The sequence below is a fragment of the Aeromonas sp. ASNIH2 genome (genome assembly GCF_002934795.1).
Classification (GTDB): Bacteria; Pseudomonadota; Gammaproteobacteria; order Enterobacterales; family Aeromonadaceae; genus Aeromonas; species Aeromonas caviae.
In genome coordinates this window covers 972665-988152 of record NZ_CP026406.1, presented here as the reverse complement: position 1 = coordinate 988152, position 15488 = coordinate 972665, and the positions used below count along the sequence as shown (strand labels likewise).

Sequence of the window (15488 nt, the reverse complement as noted above, 5' to 3'; positions counted from 1 at the left end):
TTTGTTGTGGCAGGATCTGTCGCCATTTCACCCGGGCAGAATTAAGATGGCCTGTCCCGTTGTCAAGGATGACCCATGAGACTCTTCTCTCTGTGTGTGCTCTGCTGTCTGCCCCTCCAACCGTTGTGGGCGCAATCGTTCTGCTCCTCCCCCCTTCGCGTCGGTTTCGATGACTGGCCCCCATACCACTATTACCAGCAAGAGGGAGCACGTCGGGAACTGCGTGGATTTGCGGTCGACTACCTCAATGCCGTGTCGAATCGGCTGGGTTGTCATCTGGTCTATGTGGAGCGTCCCTGGAAGCGGGGGTTGCACGATCTTGAGCGGGGTCGGCTGGACATCGTGATGGAGGCGTATTTTGCCGATGACAGGGCGCGTTATGCCTGGTTCTCCATCCCCTACAACCCGGGCCGGACATCGCTCTGGGTACGCAAATCCGGTACCGGGGAGGAGTCGGATCTGGCGAGCTGGCTGGCCCACGGGCATCGCCTCGGTGTGACCAGGGACTACTATTACGGCCCGGAAATCACCAAGGTTCTGCAGCGATACCGCAACCAGGTGAGCGAGGTCAACGATGTGCAAAACTATCGCAAGCTGCTGCTTGGGCGGATAGACGGTTTTCTCGGGGATAGTCTGGCCACGCCCTGGGGTCTGAAGAGAGAGGGGCTGTCGGATGCGGTCGTCCCCCACACCATGGCGATCCATGAGACGCCCACCTTTTTCATGTTGAGCAAGAAGACCCTGTCCGGGGAATTCGTAGCGCGGTTCAACGAGGCGATAGTGGCCGTCGGCGACAGCGGGGAGCAGGAACTCATCTGGCGTCGTTACACCTCCGTCCGCTAGCAAAGTCGTCGGCATTCACGCATCATGGGGTCCTGACCGTCGCGCCTGACAGGCCGAAATGAACCGATTTGAGGCAAGCGTGGTAAGAAGCATGGGTAAGAAGTATTGGTTGGCATTGGCGAATCTCATCTGGCTGGGCTGCTGGCCGGCCAGCATGGTTCATGCCAGCACGGAACAGGCGGTAGTGGCCAGTCCCAGCATCCAGCATGACTGGTATCAGAACGAGGTGGCCGAGCAGGCTCGTCATGAGCTTGAACAGCAGTTGCAGGAAGCGGTGTTGGCCCAGCTGCATCCGGATTTCTACCGCCTCTGGCAGCAGTTGCAAAAGACCCCGGCGGATCGGCGCGGTGCCCTCTACGATGAGGCCTTTGGCAAGCTGGCCCGGTTCCAGCAGGCCTGGCGAGGGATGGATCTGGTCGCGCGCGAACAGATGCAGACCCTCAAGCTGGATCTGAACCGCCCCCTGGCCCATGCTCCCCAGGGAGACAATCTGCTGGAGCAGGTCAGGCAACTCAGGCCACAGGTGGCGGAATACGACGCCGTGCGCGAAGAAGTGCGCAAGCTGCTGGCCATGCCCATGGCCAAGCACTGGCCCATCCTCTCCATGCCGACCCTGAGGGCGGGGGAGAGCTCGACCGAGCTCGGCCAGATCCGCTCCATCCTGAACGAACTGGGGGACAGTGCCCCGACTCACCAGGACAGCCTCTACGATCCCGAGACCGAACAGGCCATCAAGCAGTTCCAGCGCCGCCACGGCCTGACCGCCGACGGCATCATCGGCCGTCAGACCCGCAGCTGGCTCAATACCGGCCCCGAGGTGCGCGCCAGCCTGCTGGTTCGCAACCTGTGGCGCCGTGATCTGGTGGATCACCTTGCCGGTCGCTATGTGCTGGTCAACATTCCGGACTACCGCCTGAGCGTGGTGGAGTCGGGCAGCGAGGTCTTCACTAGTCGGGTCATCGTCGGCAAGGAGCAGCGGGCAACCCCCATCCTCGCCAGCGAGATCCGCTCCATCGTGCTGAACCCGGCCTGGCACGTGCCGCGCTCCATCCTGAGCAAGGACATTCTGCCCAAGCTCGGGCGCGATCCTGCCTACCTGGATCGCGAACAGTTCGAGGTGATCGACGGCGAGGGCAATCCGGTGCAGTTCAGCGAAGATGGCTGGCACCATGCGCTGGCCTCCGGTTTCCCTTACCGGTTGCGGCAAAAGCCGGGGGATCACAATGCCCTGGGTCGCTACAAGTTCTATCTGCCTAACAACGATGCCATCTATCTCCACTCCACCCCGCGCAAGGCGCTGTTCGAGCAGGGGGCCCGTGCCTTCAGCTCGGGTTGCATCCGGGTGGAACACGCCGACGATCTGGCAGAGCTGCTGCTGGCGGACTCCCGCTATCAGCCGGACAAGGTAGCCAGCATCCTGAAAGAGACCCAGACCAAGTGGCTGCCCCTGAGCAACCCTATCCCGGTGTTTACCGTCTACTGGAGCAGCTGGATTGATGAAGAGGGACGTCAGCAACTGCGCAACGATATCTACGGATTCGACAGAGTCAGCTATCAAAGCCGCTTGCTGTGATCCTCGCCACAGAGTGACAAGCCCGGCCCGTGCCGGGCTTTTTCATGGGTGAATGGGGTTTGACAGCGCTTTTTCTGGCAGGTAGTTTCGGCCCTTGTATCAAATTCATTCACCTGTGTGACTTCACCATGAGATGGACGGACAACGGATGCTGGGACAAGAGATAAGCCGACGCCGTCTGCTGCTGGGGGCGGGTTGCCTGATGGGGACCAGCCTGCTGTCGTTCCCTGCGCTGGCGAGCCGCAGCACTTCGGGACGGGAACTGAGTTTCTTCAACCTCAATACCGGCGAGCGGGTACGCGCCAGTTATTGGGAAGATGGCCACTATTTGAGCGACGGGCTGGCGGAGCTCAACCATATTTTCCGTGACTACCGTCGCAACGAAGTGTTCAACATCGACAGAAAGCTGTTCGATCAGCTCTTTCTGCTGCAACACAAGCTGGGACGCCACGGCGAAATCCAGCTCATCTCGGGTTATCGCTCCCCGGCCACCAATCAGCAGAAGCGGCGCAAGAGTCGCGGCGTCGCCAAGCACAGCTACCACACCCTGGGGCAGGCGGTTGACGTGCGCATCCCCGGCGTGCAACTGGCACACTTGCGCAAGGCCGCTCTGAACCTCAAGGTGGGCGGTGTGGGTTATTACCCTTCCGACAACTTCGTGCACCTGGATACGGGCCCCGTTCGCAGCTGGTAAGTCGGGATCGTCTCAAAGCTTGAGTGCCGATTGTATCTTGTTGTCGCTGGCATTGAGGGGGCCCAAGCTGCTAGGCTCTGGACTCCAGCCAGAGGAGAGAAAGATGAAGCAGATTGTGATCGGTGGGCTCATCGCCCTGTTGTTGACTGGTTGCGGCAAGCTCAACCGCGAGAGCTACGACAAGCTGAAAGTCGGGATGAGCTATGCCGAAGCGAGCGCCATCCTCGGCAAGGCCGAGCGTTGCGACGATGCTCTCGGCACCACGAGCTGTGTCTGGGGAGGGGAAGGCAAGAACATCAAGGTGCGTTTCATCGCCGACAAGGCGACCTTCTTCAGCTCGGAAGGGATCAACTGACCCTTTCCTCTCTTGCTGACGCCCAACAAAAAAGCGCCGTATGGCGCTTTTTTGTTGGGCGTTATCCGTGCGATATTGCCAGGAACTGGCGCGTTCAATGGGTGGCGTACTGATAGTTGAAGGTGGGCAGTCCCCACTTGAAGCGTACCGCCAGGAGCCGCAGCACGAAGCCGATGCCGATGGCACCGAAAGCGGCCCAGTCGTTGGGCAGCCCATGGTGCAGCGCAAAGCAGTAGAGCGCGGCGGTGAGCAGCGAGACGGCGGCATAGAGCTCGCGCTTGAACACCAGCGGGATACGCTGGCACAGCAAGTCCCGCAGCACCCCCCCGAACACGCCGGTCACCACGGCCATGATGCAGGCGATGCCGGCCCCGTGGCCCATCTCGAGCGCCCGGGCAGCCCCGAAGATGGAGAAGACCACGAGCCCCAGGGCATCGAGCGCCAGGAACAGCTTGCCAAGGTAGCGCATCAGCGGGGCCGAGATGACCCCGGCCATGGCGGCGCCCGCCACCAGCAGCACGTATTCGGGGTGCTCGACCCAGAGCAGGGGATAGTGGCCCAGCAGCACATCCCGAATGGTACCGCCACCGATGGCCGTCGCCGAGGCGATGATCACGACGCCAAACAGATCCATCCGTCGCCGACCCGCTGCCAGCGCGCCAGTCATCCCTTCGGCCACCAGGCCGAGCAAGAAGAGTGCATGTAACATGAGATATCCCAGGGTGCGAGAAAGGCCCGCATCCTAACAACCCTGCGCTGGGGCGACAAGCTATCTTGGTTATGCATTAGATTAAGTAATGAAAAAGGGGGCTTTCACCCCCTCTTTTGATCATGATGACGCGGTTCAGCGTCCAAGTTGCTCGCTGCGGTATTGGTCTACCCACATGGCGGTGGCGCCACAGATGGCCACCGGCATCACGAAGAGATTCACCACCGGGATGGCGGAGAAGAGGGTCACCAGGGCGCCGAAGCTCAGGCACTTTCCACGACGTTGCTTGAGGGCGTCGCGCATGGTGATGAAGCCGATCTTGTGGTTGTCGAACGGATAATCGACATACTGGATCGCCATCATCCAGGCGCTGAGCAGGAACCAGAGCACGGGTGCCAGGGTCTGGCCTACTACCGGGATCAGGAAGAGGATCAGGCAGCCGATGGCCTTGGGCAGATAGTATTTCAGCTTGGTCCATTCGCGGCCGAAGGTACGGGGCACATCTTTCACCACATCCAGCATGCCGGTGTCATTCATGGCTTCACCGGTGAGGATCTGTTCCACCTTCTCTGCCAGCAGGCCGTTGAAAGGGGCGGCTATCCAGTTGGCCACCGAGCTGAAGATGAAGGAGAAGACCACCAGTATGGTGATGAGGGCGATGGGCCAGAGCAGGTAATCAAGCCAGGAGAGCCAGCTCGGGATCTGCTGGTGCAGCCAGGCGAACAGGCCGTCCAGTTGTAGCAACAGGGCGTAGAAGGCACCGGCAAAGAGCACGAAGTTGACCAGCAGGGGGATCAGCACGAAGGTGCGGATGCCGGGTTGGCGGATGAGTGAGAACCCGCGCAGGAAGTAGTCTGCACCGCTGACCGAATCTTTGACCATGTGGGGTGATTGGCTCATGTGAGCTCCATCAGTGAATGGGGAAAGTGCCAGCATATTACAAACAAGCCTTTGATTTGGTAAAGTCGCCTGCCCGCCTCCTCTTTATTTCGTTACCCACATAGGCCGCCATGCGTCTGAAATTGATCAAACTCGCCGGTTTCAAGTCGTTTGTCGAGCCGACCCGCATCGAACTCAACGCCGACATGACCGCCGTGGTGGGCCCCAACGGCTGCGGCAAATCCAACGTCATCGACGCCGTGCGCTGGGTGCTGGGGGAGAGCTCCGCCCGCCATCTGCGCGGCGAGAACATGACCGACGTCATCTTCAACGGCTCCATCAACCGCAGCGCCCATGGCCGCGCCTCGGTGGAGCTGGTGTTCGACAATCCCCACAACCGGGTACCCGGCGAGTTCGGCCGCTTTACCGAGATCTCGGTGCGCCGCGAAGTGCTGCGCGACGGCTCCAATCACTACCAGATCAACGGCCAGAAGTGCCGCCGCAAGGATGTGACCGACCTCTTCCTCGGCACCGGCCTTGGGCCCCGCAGTTACGCCATCATCGAACAGGGCACCGTCAGCCGGCTGGTGGAGTCCCGCCCCGCCGATCTCAAGCTGTTCATGGAAGAGGCCGCCGGGGTCTCCCGCTACAAGGAGCGGCGCCGGGAGACCGAGCAGCGCATCCGCCATACCCAGGAGAACCTGGAACGCCTTGGCGACATCCGTGGCGAACTGGGCTCGCGCCTCGAACATCTCAAGGCCCAGGCCGAAACCGCCGAGCGCTACAAGCAGCTCAAGAGTCGATCACGTGCCGCTCGTGCGGAGCTGATCGGCTCGGAACTGTGGGCGCTGGAGACGCGTCTTGGCGAAGCCAAGACCGAACTGGCCCAGACTGAACAGGCGCTGGCGGCCCTCGATGCCAAGCGCACCGCAGACGAAGGACGCCACGTCACTCTGTCGGTGGCCCGCCAGGAGGCGCAGGCCGAGCAGGCGAGCCGCCAGCAGCAGATTTTCCTCGGCGGGCAAGCCATCGCCCGCCTCGAGCAGCAGCAATTGCACCAGAGCGAGCTTGGCCGCGACTGGCAGGCGAGGCGGCAGTCCCTCGGCGAGCGTATCGACGGTCTCAAGGCCCAGTTGGCCGGCCAGCTGGAGCAACTGGGCGACAGCACGTTGCAGGGGGAGGTGGCGTCGGCGCGCCTCGAGCAGTGTGAGCAGTTGCTCACCGACCAGCAGAGCGTGCGTGCGGTAGCGGGCGATCGGCTCGAGCAGGCGCGCCAGCGTCAGCAGCAGTGGCAGCAGCAGCTGGGCCAGTTGCAGGGGCGGCTCAACCAGACCCGCGCCGAGGTGAATGGCCTGCAGGAGCTGCAGGCCAAGACCCGGCTTGCCCGCCTCAAGCTGGAAGACGAACAGGCCGGGCCCCTTGGCGGGGAGGGGGAGAACCTGCAACCGGCCCTCGATGCCCTGGCGGCGGAACTCTCGCTCTCCCGCGCCCGCCATGAGGAAGCCGATGCAGCGTGGCAGGCCGGTGTGTCGCGCCATGAAGAGCTCAAGGCAGAGCAGGGTCGCCAGCAGGGCCTGCTGCGCGAGCTGGAGGCGCGCCTCGCCACCCTGGATCAGATCCTGGGGGAGCAGATGGCGGGCGCGACCCTGGCGGATCGGTTGCAGGTTCCCCCCGAGTGGGCCCGGGGGCTGGACAAGGTGCTCGGCCGCTGGCTCACCGCAATCCCGGCGGACGAGTGCAACCTGGCGCAACCCGGACTCTGGATTGGCCCGGCCCAGCCAGCCAGGGCCGGTACCCTGGCGGCGCAACTGGGGGGCGAGCACATTCCGGCTTTCCTCAATGCCATCTGGCTGGCAGAGAGCAGGGAGGAGGCGCTGTCCCGCCTGCACAGCCTCTCTGCCGGTGAGTCGCTGCTCACTCCCGCCGGCGACTGGTTCGGCCCCAACTGGGCGGATCTGGGGGAGGGCATGGCCCTCGGTACGCTGGCGCTGCTCGGTGAGCGTGAGCGGCTGCACACCGAGCTGGCCGCGGGTCGGGAGGTGCTGCACAGACTCGACGAGCAGCTTGCCGCCGCCGATGCAGCGCGGGCCCAGCTGCACAGTGCCCATGAGCTGGCTCAGCACACCCTGCGCGAGCAGGAGCTGCGGTGGCAGCAACTGCGCGAAGCCTGGAGTCTGCGCGAGGGGCAGCGCCAGGAGCGCTTGCAGCGCCTGGGCCAGCTGGGGGAAGAGCTGGCCCGGCTCGACAAGGAGCAGGCTGAGGAGGCGCAGCGGCTGGTGTCGGCCGGGGAGCGGCTTGAGCAGGATGAAGCAGCCCTTGGCGAGCAGCAGGAGCAGGGGGAGGTATTCGCCGAGGCGCTGCTGCTCGCCCAGGAGCAGGTGAGCGGGGCGGAGCGGGCGCTGGAAGAAGCGCGCCTTCGCCGGGAGCAGCAGCAGGCGGCCTGCCAGCGGTTGCAACTGGAGCAGCAGAACCAGCGCCAGCTCATCACGCTGCGCGAGCAGGAGCTGGCCCGTCTCGGCCTGGAGCTGGCGGAACTCAAGGAGCCAGGGGCCGCTCCGAGTCAGGATCTGTCGCCCCTGCTGGTCGAACAGCGCAATCTTGAGGCGCAGCAACTGGCCTGTCACCAGCGGCTCGCAGAGCTGGATCGTCAGCTGACCGAGCTGGAGCAGGCCAGAAGCGCCGCTCACAAGCAGCTGGTGAAAATTCAGGAGAAGCTGGCGACCCTGCGGCTCGAGCGCGAGCGCAACCTGACGCGCAGGCAGGGACTGCACGAGCAGTTCGAAGAGTTGGGCGTGCGCCTGGTGGACCTCGATCAGGTGGTGCTGATTGCCGCTGATCGCGGCAAGCTGCGCCAGGAGATCCAGACTCTGGAGGCGCAGGTGGAGGCGCTTGGCGCCATCAACCTGGCGGCACTGGAGGAGTATGAGGAGGCGAAAACCCGTTCAAGCTACTTGGAAAATCAGTGCCAGGATCTGGAGCAGGCCCTCGACACCTTGAGCCAAGCCATTAAAAGAATTGATAAAGAAACACAAATACGCTTCCGCGACACTTTCGATAAGGTCAATGAAGATTTAAAATCCCTGTTCCCAAAAGTGTTCGGGGGGGCAGTGCCTGGCTTGAGCTGACCTCGGATGATCTTTTGGAGGCCGGAGTGAGCATCATGGCAAGACCTCCGGGCAAGAAGAATGCTACCATTGCCCTGCTTTCCGGGGGGGAGAAGGCGCTAACCGCCCTTGCGCTGGTTTTTGCCATCTTCAGACTCAATCCAGCACCATTTTGTCTGCTGGATGAGGTGGATGCACCGCTCGATGAAGTGAACGTCGGTCGCTTCTGTTCTCTTGTCAAAGAGATGTCGAGCACAGTACAGTTCGTTTACATCAGTCATAATAAGGTCTCCATGGAGATGGCCGAGCAGCTGGTTGGCGTCACGATGCAAGAGCCCGGGGTTTCGCGCATAGTGTCGGTCGATATCGGTGAAGCCGTCGCTTTGGCTGAGCAAAACTAGAAAGAGAAGCAGCTAATGCAGGAATTGCGTTACATCTTGGTTGCCCTGGGCGGTATTGCCATCGCGGCATTGCTCATTCACGGGTTGTGGAGCAACAGAAAGAATCGTCAGGCACCGATCAAGGAGAAACCCCTGGGTCGGATGGAGTCCAAGTCCCGTGAGCGTGACAACGACGCCTTCGACAGCGATGGCATCGGTCAGGTGCGTGTGGTGAGCGGTGGCCGTCGTGCCGAGCCCAAACTGCGCAGCGACGAGGCCCGTCAGCCCGAACCCCGCCGTGTCGCCCCCGTTCCCGCCTTCGATGATGAAGATGACGACGCCGATCTGCCGCCTCCCGTGGTGCGCAAGCCTGCCGCTCGCCCTGTCCCCCCTCAGCCTGTGTATGAGGAAGAAGAGGACTATGACGAGCCGGTTGCCGCCCCTGTTGAAGAGGCCCCTGCCGCGCCGGTGCGCAAACCTGCACAGGTGATCCGCCGTACGCCGGTACACCGTTCCCGTCCGCAGCGCGAGCCCATGATGCAGCCGCTGGACGAAGAGCCGCTGGTGGAGCCGGCCTATGCCCAGGCGCCGACCTTCGGTGCACGCGAGCCGGCACCGGTTGCCCAGCAGGCTCCCCGCTACGCCCAGCCGGCTTATGAGGAGCCCGCTTACGATGACGAGCCAGCCTATGAAGAGCCGGTTCACGCAGCCGAGCCAGAACCCGCCCCGGCCCCGGTTGAGAAGATCTGGCAGGATGTCTATGTCATCAACCTGATGGCCCGTCCCGGCCACGATCTGCAAGGTGCGACCCTGCTCTCTTCCCTGCTGGCGTTGGGCTTCAAGTTTGGCGAGATGGACATCTTCCACCGTCACGAAGATCTGGGCGGCAAGGGTGAAGTGCTCTTCTCCATGATCAACATGGTCAAGCCGGGTACCTTCAACCCCTATCGCATGGAGCAGTTCAGCACCCCGGGTGTGTCCCTCTTCATGCAACTGCCCCTTCGCAGCAATGCCGCCTTCGCCTTCGAGCACATGTTGCAGGCCGCGGATCAGCTGGCGAGCGATCTCGATGCCATGCTGACCGACGCCTCGCGCAGTCCCCTCAGCGACGACGACATCGCCCGTTATCGCCACGAGCTGGCCGCCTACGAGGCCAGCCGCGACTAAGGCAGCCTGCGGTCGATTGAGAATAACAATGCGGTACCCAGGTACCGCATTTTTGTTTGTGTATCTGTTAACTAAATTACGAGATATACCAATGAGTAATACGTATTCCCGTCATCGTGAGTTAAGCCGACGGCTTACTCTTTATGGTTATCAATACCATACGCTCAACGAACCAACGATCCCTGATATTGAATATGATCGTCTAATGCGAGAGCTAATTGATATAGAAAGACAACAACCAGCTCTGCGAACTTCTATGTCACCGAGCCAGCGTGTTGGTAGTCCCCCATCGACGGAATTCCGACAAGTTCAGCATGAAATCCCCATGCTTAGCTTGGATAATGTTTTTAATAATGAAGATCTTGCTGACTTTGTCCATCGAATTGAAGGGCGTTTACGGTCTAGTCGTGAGTTAACATTCTGTTGTGAACCTAAGTTGGATGGGCTTGCGGTTAGTCTGCTTTATGAAAATGGGATACTGGTTCAGGCTGCGACTCGTGGGGATGGACGAGTTGGGGAGAACATTACTGATAATGTGAGAACGATTAGATCTGTACCCTTGGCTCTCCAGGGGGAAGATTGGCCTCAACGTTTGGAAGTTCGCGGTGAAGCTTTCATGAAAAAGAAGGACTTCAATGACCTGAACGAACGGGCTTTAGCTACAGGTGAGAAAGTTTTTGCTAACCCACGTAATGCTGCAGCTGGCAGTCTAAGACAATTGGATTCTCGTATTACATCTCGTCGCCGTTTGAGTTTCTACGCCTACGGGGTTGGCATAGGCGGTGACGAGCTGGGCAATTCCCACTTCGCTCGCCTCAACCAGCTCAAGGCCTGGGGGCTGCCGCTCAGCCCCGAGGTGAAGCTCAAGGAGGGGGCCGCCGGTTGCCAGACCTTCCACGACGACATCCTGGCCCGCCGTGGGGATCTCCCTTACGAGATCGATGGCGTGGTCTACAAGGTCGACGACATCGCGCTGCAACAGGAGCTCGGCTTCGTGGCGCGGGCCCCGCGCTGGGCCACCGCCCACAAGTTCCCGGCAGAAGAGGAGATGACCCTGCTGGAGAACGTCGAGTTCCAGGTGGGCCGCACCGGCGCCGTGACCCCGGTGGCCAAGCTCAAACCCGTGTTCGTCGGCGGCGTCACCGTCTCCAATGCCACCCTGCACAATGCCGACGAGATTGAACGGCTCGGCGTGATGATCGGCGACACCGTGATCGTGCGCCGGGCGGGGGACGTGATCCCGCAGATAGTGGCCGTGGTGGAGGCCCAGCGCCCCGCGGATGCTCGCGCGATCCTCTTCCCCACCCAGTGCCCGGTGTGCGGCTCGGCGGTAGAGCGGCTGGAGGGGGAGGCGGTGACCCGCTGCTCCGGCGGCCTGTTCTGCGAGGCCCAGCGCAAGGAGGCGATCAAGCATTTCGCCGCCCGCCGCGCCATGGATGTGGATGGCCTTGGCGACAAGATAGTGGAGCAGCTGGTGGACAAGGGGCTGGTGAAGACCCCGGCGGACCTGTTCAGCCTCAACGCCATCCAGCTGGCCGGTCTCGAGCGGATGGGGCAAAAATCGGCCCTCAACCTGGTGGCCGCCATCGATGCCGCCCGCAGCACCACCCTGCCCCGCTTCCTGTTTGCCCTGGGGATCCGCGAAGTGGGGGAGGCGACCGCCTTGAACCTTGCCAACCACTTCCTCACCCTGGATGCCCTGCGCGCCGCCTCGGTGGAGCAGTTGCTGGAAGTGGCCGACGTGGGAGACATAGTGGCCAAGCATGTCTACTATTTTCTGCGCCAGCCCCACAACATCGAAGTGCTCGACGCCCTGCTGGCCGCCGGTATCCATTGGCCGGCCATCGAGAAGAAAGAGACAAGCGATCAGCCCTTTGCCGGCAAGACCTTCGTGCTGACGGGCACCCTCACCGCCTTGTCCCGCAACGACGCTAAGGCGGCGCTGCAGGCCCTGGGGGCCAAGGTGGCGGGCTCCGTGTCGGCCAAGACCGACGTGCTGGTGGCGGGGGAGGCGGCAGGCTCCAAGCTCGCCAAGGCCCAGGAGCTGGGGATCACCATCTGGACCGAAGCCGAGTTGCAGGCGGCCATTCAGCCCTGAGGATGCACGTTTGAGCAGACAAACCCGGCCCACTGGCCGGGTTTGTCGTTGGTGGGCTCACTCGATGTAGCTCACCTTGTCCTGCCAGGCATCGGGAGCCGTCAGGTGCCAGCGTGCCAGTTCGCTCTTGCTGAACAGATATTCCCCGCGGGATGCGGCGCGGGGGGAGAGGGCGCCGGGCGCCGTGCCTGAGAGGATGGCATTGGCCAGTTCGGCGGCTCTCTCTCCCTGGCTGTGGCCGTCGAGCACCAGACCGCCGATGGCGGCTCCCCTGCCCACTGCAAAGGCCCAGAAGCAGAACAGTGGCACCGGACTGTTGGCGCTGGTCCATGCCAGTACCTGTTGCTCGCTTACATGCTGGCCCTGAGCGTCGGTGAGAGTGTGGTAGAGGCCGAGGAAGAGCGCCTGATAGCCGTTTTCCCGGCTGGCGAGCACTGCCTCCTGCCAGTGTCCATAGTCGGTGAACTGGCGGCTGCTGACCCGGGTCTGACCGATCGTCAGCTCGCCTCGCCCCTTGAACTCGTGGGCGACGGCGGTGCGGGACACCTCGCTTTCGTCAAACAGCACCAGGGCGCGCTCCAGCCCTCCCATCAACTGACTCATCTCGCTGATGCTGCGCTTGAGCAGGGGGCGTTCCAGTACGCCGGTGATCAGGGGGTGGCCGACCAGCCCCTTGGGGCGCGGATTCTCGTTCATCCCGAGAAACACCACGGGCGTTCCCCGGGCGGCGATGGGTCGGGCGAGGGCGTTGATGGCGTTGTCATCCCCCAGGATCACCAGCGCCGGCTGGTGGGTCCGGTAGGTGGCCATTCCCTTGGCGAGCAGTTCGTCACGGGTCTGGCCGGGCTGGCGCTTGGTGTCCAGATAGAGATAGCCGAGGTGATGCGCCTGCTCGAGGTGTTGCTCGAGGCCGGCACTGTAGCTCTGATCCCACTGGTTGCTCTGGTGATAACTGCTGATCACCAGGATCTCGGCGGCCAGCAGCGGGAGGGAGAGCAGGAGCAAGACCTTGGTCACGTGTTTTTTCCGCAAGGGACAGACTGTTCCCCAGTATGTGCTCTCCCGCTCTCTGGTGCCTCGGTCAATTGTTGTCGGAAGGCGTGCCCCTCTCTTTTTATCCCTTGTCGGGCGGGAGCCCGCATCCCGTCTGGGGTGAGCAAAAGGAGCGCCTTTTGGCACTGGTCGTGAACTGCCCCACTCCTTCCAAAACCTGTTCTGGATCAAGAAACAGGGTACCGCTTTGGTGCCTAATAGACCCCACATATAGGGGTAAGCATAAAAAAAACACCCATATATAGTGTCATAAAGCTGTGCATAAGTGGTCGCCCTCTCAGTGTCAGCCCAGGTGTTTCAAGCCTTGGCTGACCTTGTTTGCGCCGGGGACGGGCGTGGAGAAGGGGACTCAACGAGGGTGAGCCGAGGGTGGCCACCAGGTCTTTCAATACGGGGAAAATCGATGAAACCGGTAGTGATCAAACGCGATGGATGTCGTGCACCATTCAATGGCCAACTGATCCGCGATGCGGTCAGCCGAGCGGCGGCAGCGGTCAATCAGGCCAGTCCGGCGCTGGCAGAGCGCATTGCCGCCGCTGTCAGCCAGGAGCTGGAGGGGCGAGGGGAGGTAGACATCCACGAGATCCAGAACCGGGTCGAGAACCACCTGATGGCCTCCGACGACAAGGCCATCGCCCGTGCCTACATCGAATACCGTCACGACCGGGATCAGGCCCGCGAGGCCAGGGGTCGCCTGGCCCAGGAGATCCGCGGCCTGGTGGAGCAGACCAACGCGGCCCTGCTCAACGAGAACGCCAACAAGGACTCCAAGGTGATCCCGACCCAGCGTGACCTGCTGGCGGGCATCGTCGCCAAGCATTACGCCATCAGTCACATGCTGCCCCGTGACGTGGTGCAGGCCCACGAGAGCGGCGACCTGCACTTCCACGATCTCGACTACTCCCCCTTCTTCCCCATGTTCAACTGCATGCTGATCGATCTGCAGGGGATGCTGACCCACGGCTTCAAGATGGGCAACGCGGAGATAGACACTCCCAAATCCATCAGCACCGCCACCGCGGTGACCGCCCAGATCATCGCCCAGGTGGCGAGCCATATCTATGGCGGCACCACCATCAACCGCATCGACGAAGTGCTGGCACCCTATGTGACCATCAGCTGGCACAAGCACCGGGAGGTGGCCGAGGAGTGGGGGATCCAGGATGTGGACGCCTACGCCATGGCTCGCACCGAGAAGGAGTGCCACGACGCCTTCCAGTCCCTCGAATACGAGGTCAATACCCTGCACACCGCCAACGGTCAGACGCCGTTCGTCACCTTCGGCTTTGGCCTGGGGGACAGTTGGGAATCGCGCCTCATCCAGCGCGCCATCCTTGGCAACCGCATCGCCGGCCTTGGCAAGAACAGGAAGACCGCCGTCTTCCCGAAACTGGTGTTCGCCATCAAGGATGGCCTGAACCACAAACCGGGGGATCCCAACTACGACATCAAGCAGCTGGCACTGGAGTGCGCCTCCAAGCGGATGTACCCGGACATCCTCAACCACGACCAGGTGGTCAAGGTCACAGGCTCCTTCAAGACCCCCATGGGGTGCCGTTCCTTCCTCGGTGCCTTTGAAGAGAATGGCGAGCTGGTCCACGAGGGGCGCAACAACTTAGGTGTCGTGAGCCTCAACCTGCCGCGCATTGCCCTGAAATCCCGCGATGAAGCGGACTTCTGGGACAAGCTGGATGCCGCCCTGCGGGTGGCCAAGACAGCGCTCATGTACCGCATCAAGCGCCTGGACGGGGTCAAGGCCCGGGTCGCCCCCATCCTCTACATGGAGGGGGCCTGCGGGGTGCGCCTCAAGGCCGATGACAACATCAGCGAGATCTTCAAACATGGCCGCGCCTCCATTTCGCTGGGTTACATCGGGGTACACGAGACCATCAACGCCCTCTATGGCACAGACGTCCACCTGTTCGACAGCGAGACCCTGCGCCAGAAGGCCATCGCCATCATCGCGCGGCTCAAGGCGGCCACCGACGAGTGGAAGGAGGAGACCGGCTACGGCTTCAGCCTCTACTCCACCCCGAGCGAGAACCTCTGCACCCGTTTCTGCCGCATCGACGCCAAGGAGTTTGGCGTGGTGGCCGGGGTGACCGACAAGGGCTACTACACCAACAGCTTCCACCTGGATGTGGAGAAGCAGGTGAACCCCTACGACAAGCTGGACTTCGAGGCGCCCTATCCGCCCATCGCCAGCGGCGGCTTCATCTGCTACGGCGAGTACCCCAACATCCAGCACAACCTGGAGGCGTTGGAGAACGTCTGGGACTACAGCTATGACAAGGTGCCCTACTACGGCACCAACACCCCCATCGACGAGTGCTACGACTGCGGCTTCACCGGCGAGTTCGAGTGCACCTCCAAGGGCTTCACTTGCCCGCGCTGCGGCAACCATGACCCCGCCAAGGTGTCGGTGACCCGCCGGGTGTGCGGCTATCTCGGCAGCCCGGATGCGCGCCCCTTCAACGCGGGCAAGCAGGAAGAGGTCAAACGCCGGGTCAAGCATATGTAAGCGAGCAGACCCCACCCCAGTCCTCCCCTTGGCAGGGGAGGGGGCAAAGAAGCTCCTCCCCCTTTCGAAGGGGGAGGTTGGGAGGGGGTTGGCCGTTAACCCAGAGAACTCG

At 62.2% G+C, this 15488-nt stretch carries 10 protein-coding genes and 1 pseudogene; 8 read left to right on the top strand and 3 right to left on the bottom strand.

Going from position 1 to position 15488, the window contains the following annotated elements:
• Window positions 1–75: 75 nt before the first annotated feature.
• From C3F36_RS04505 to C3F36_RS04490, 4 genes are all read left to right on the top strand, one after another.
• Window positions 76–843 carry a substrate-binding periplasmic protein gene (locus C3F36_RS04505; RefSeq protein WP_052814336.1) on the top strand — a complete coding sequence of 256 codons (768 nt, stop codon included), beginning with the start codon at window positions 76–78 and terminating at the stop codon, window positions 841–843.
• Window positions 844–934: 91 nt separating this feature from the next.
• Complete coding sequence (locus C3F36_RS04500) at window positions 935–2416, top strand: L,D-transpeptidase family protein (protein WP_052814335.1); 1482 nt, start codon at window positions 935–937, stop codon at window positions 2414–2416.
• Window positions 2417–2564: 148 nt separating this feature from the next.
• Window positions 2565–3110 (top strand): DUF882 domain-containing protein, encoded by a 546-nt coding sequence (locus C3F36_RS04495; protein WP_039039271.1) that lies wholly within the window; start codon window positions 2565–2567, stop codon window positions 3108–3110.
• Between the two features lie 103 nt (window positions 3111–3213).
• Entirely contained in the window at window positions 3214–3465 is a 252-nt protein-coding gene (locus C3F36_RS04490) for a hypothetical protein (RefSeq protein WP_010673445.1), read from the top strand.
• Between the two features lie 94 nt (window positions 3466–3559).
• On the opposite strand, the gene C3F36_RS04485 is transcribed toward C3F36_RS04490, so the two are convergent.
• Both C3F36_RS04485 and cysZ read right to left on the bottom strand, forming a co-directional pair.
• Window positions 3560–4174 (bottom strand): trimeric intracellular cation channel family protein, encoded by a 615-nt coding sequence (locus C3F36_RS04485; RefSeq protein ID WP_104454568.1) that lies wholly within the window; start codon window positions 4172–4174, stop codon window positions 3560–3562.
• A 135-nt stretch (window positions 4175–4309) separates the two neighbouring features.
• Window positions 4310–5074: a sulfate transporter CysZ gene (gene cysZ, locus C3F36_RS04480; RefSeq protein WP_010673447.1), complete on the bottom strand. Its 765-nt coding sequence runs from the start codon at window positions 5072–5074 to the stop codon at window positions 4310–4312.
• A gap of 110 nt (window positions 5075–5184) precedes the next feature.
• On the opposite strand from cysZ, the pseudogene C3F36_RS04475 reads away from it, so the two are divergent.
• From C3F36_RS04475 to ligA, 3 genes and pseudogenes are all read left to right on the top strand, one after another.
• Window positions 5185–8558: pseudogene (locus C3F36_RS04475) on the top strand (AAA family ATPase).
• Window positions 8559–8573: 15 nt separating this feature from the next.
• Window positions 8574–9704, top strand: coding sequence for a cell division protein ZipA (zipA, locus tag C3F36_RS04470; RefSeq protein ID WP_039039273.1), 1131 nt, complete (start codon window positions 8574–8576; stop codon window positions 9702–9704).
• Window positions 9705–9795: 91 nt separating this feature from the next.
• Window positions 9796–11802, top strand: coding sequence for an NAD-dependent DNA ligase LigA (gene ligA / locus C3F36_RS04465; protein ID WP_104455999.1), 2007 nt, complete (start codon window positions 9796–9798; stop codon window positions 11800–11802).
• Window positions 11803–11859: 57 nt separating this feature from the next.
• On the opposite strand, the gene C3F36_RS04460 is transcribed toward ligA, so the two are convergent.
• Window positions 11860–12819: an ABC transporter substrate-binding protein gene (locus C3F36_RS04460; protein ID WP_104454567.1), complete on the bottom strand. Its 960-nt coding sequence runs from the start codon at window positions 12817–12819 to the stop codon at window positions 11860–11862.
• A 439-nt stretch (window positions 12820–13258) separates the two neighbouring features.
• Between C3F36_RS04460 and nrdD the strand changes: the two genes are divergently transcribed.
• Window positions 13259–15376, top strand: coding sequence for an anaerobic ribonucleoside-triphosphate reductase (nrdD, locus tag C3F36_RS04455; protein WP_104454566.1), 2118 nt, complete (start codon window positions 13259–13261; stop codon window positions 15374–15376).
• Window positions 15377–15488: the final 112 nt, after the last annotated feature.

Excerpts from the sequence above, each read along its gene's own strand:
- C3F36_RS04495 (WP_039039271.1), top strand. The coding sequence starts at position 2,565 with ATGCTGGGACAAGAGATAAGCCGACGCCGTCTGCTGCTGGGGGCGGGT.
- C3F36_RS04490 (WP_010673445.1), top strand. The coding sequence starts at position 3,214 with ATGAAGCAGATTGTGATCGGTGGGCTCATCGCCCTGTTGTTGACTGGT.
- ligA (WP_104455999.1), top strand. The coding sequence starts at position 9,796 with ATGAGTAATACGTATTCCCGTCATCGTGAGTTAAGCCGACGGCTTACT.
- zipA (WP_039039273.1), top strand. The coding sequence starts at position 8,574 with ATGCAGGAATTGCGTTACATCTTGGTTGCCCTGGGCGGTATTGCCATC.
- nrdD (WP_104454566.1), top strand. The coding sequence starts at position 13,259 with ATGAAACCGGTAGTGATCAAACGCGATGGATGTCGTGCACCATTCAAT.
- C3F36_RS04485 (WP_104454568.1), bottom strand. The coding sequence starts at position 4,174 with ATGTTACATGCACTCTTCTTGCTCGGCCTGGTGGCCGAAGGGATGACT.
- cysZ (WP_010673447.1), bottom strand. The coding sequence starts at position 5,074 with ATGAGCCAATCACCCCACATGGTCAAAGATTCGGTCAGCGGTGCAGAC.
- C3F36_RS04500 (WP_052814335.1), top strand. The coding sequence starts at position 935 with ATGGGTAAGAAGTATTGGTTGGCATTGGCGAATCTCATCTGGCTGGGC.
- C3F36_RS04505 (WP_052814336.1), top strand. The coding sequence starts at position 76 with ATGAGACTCTTCTCTCTGTGTGTGCTCTGCTGTCTGCCCCTCCAACCG.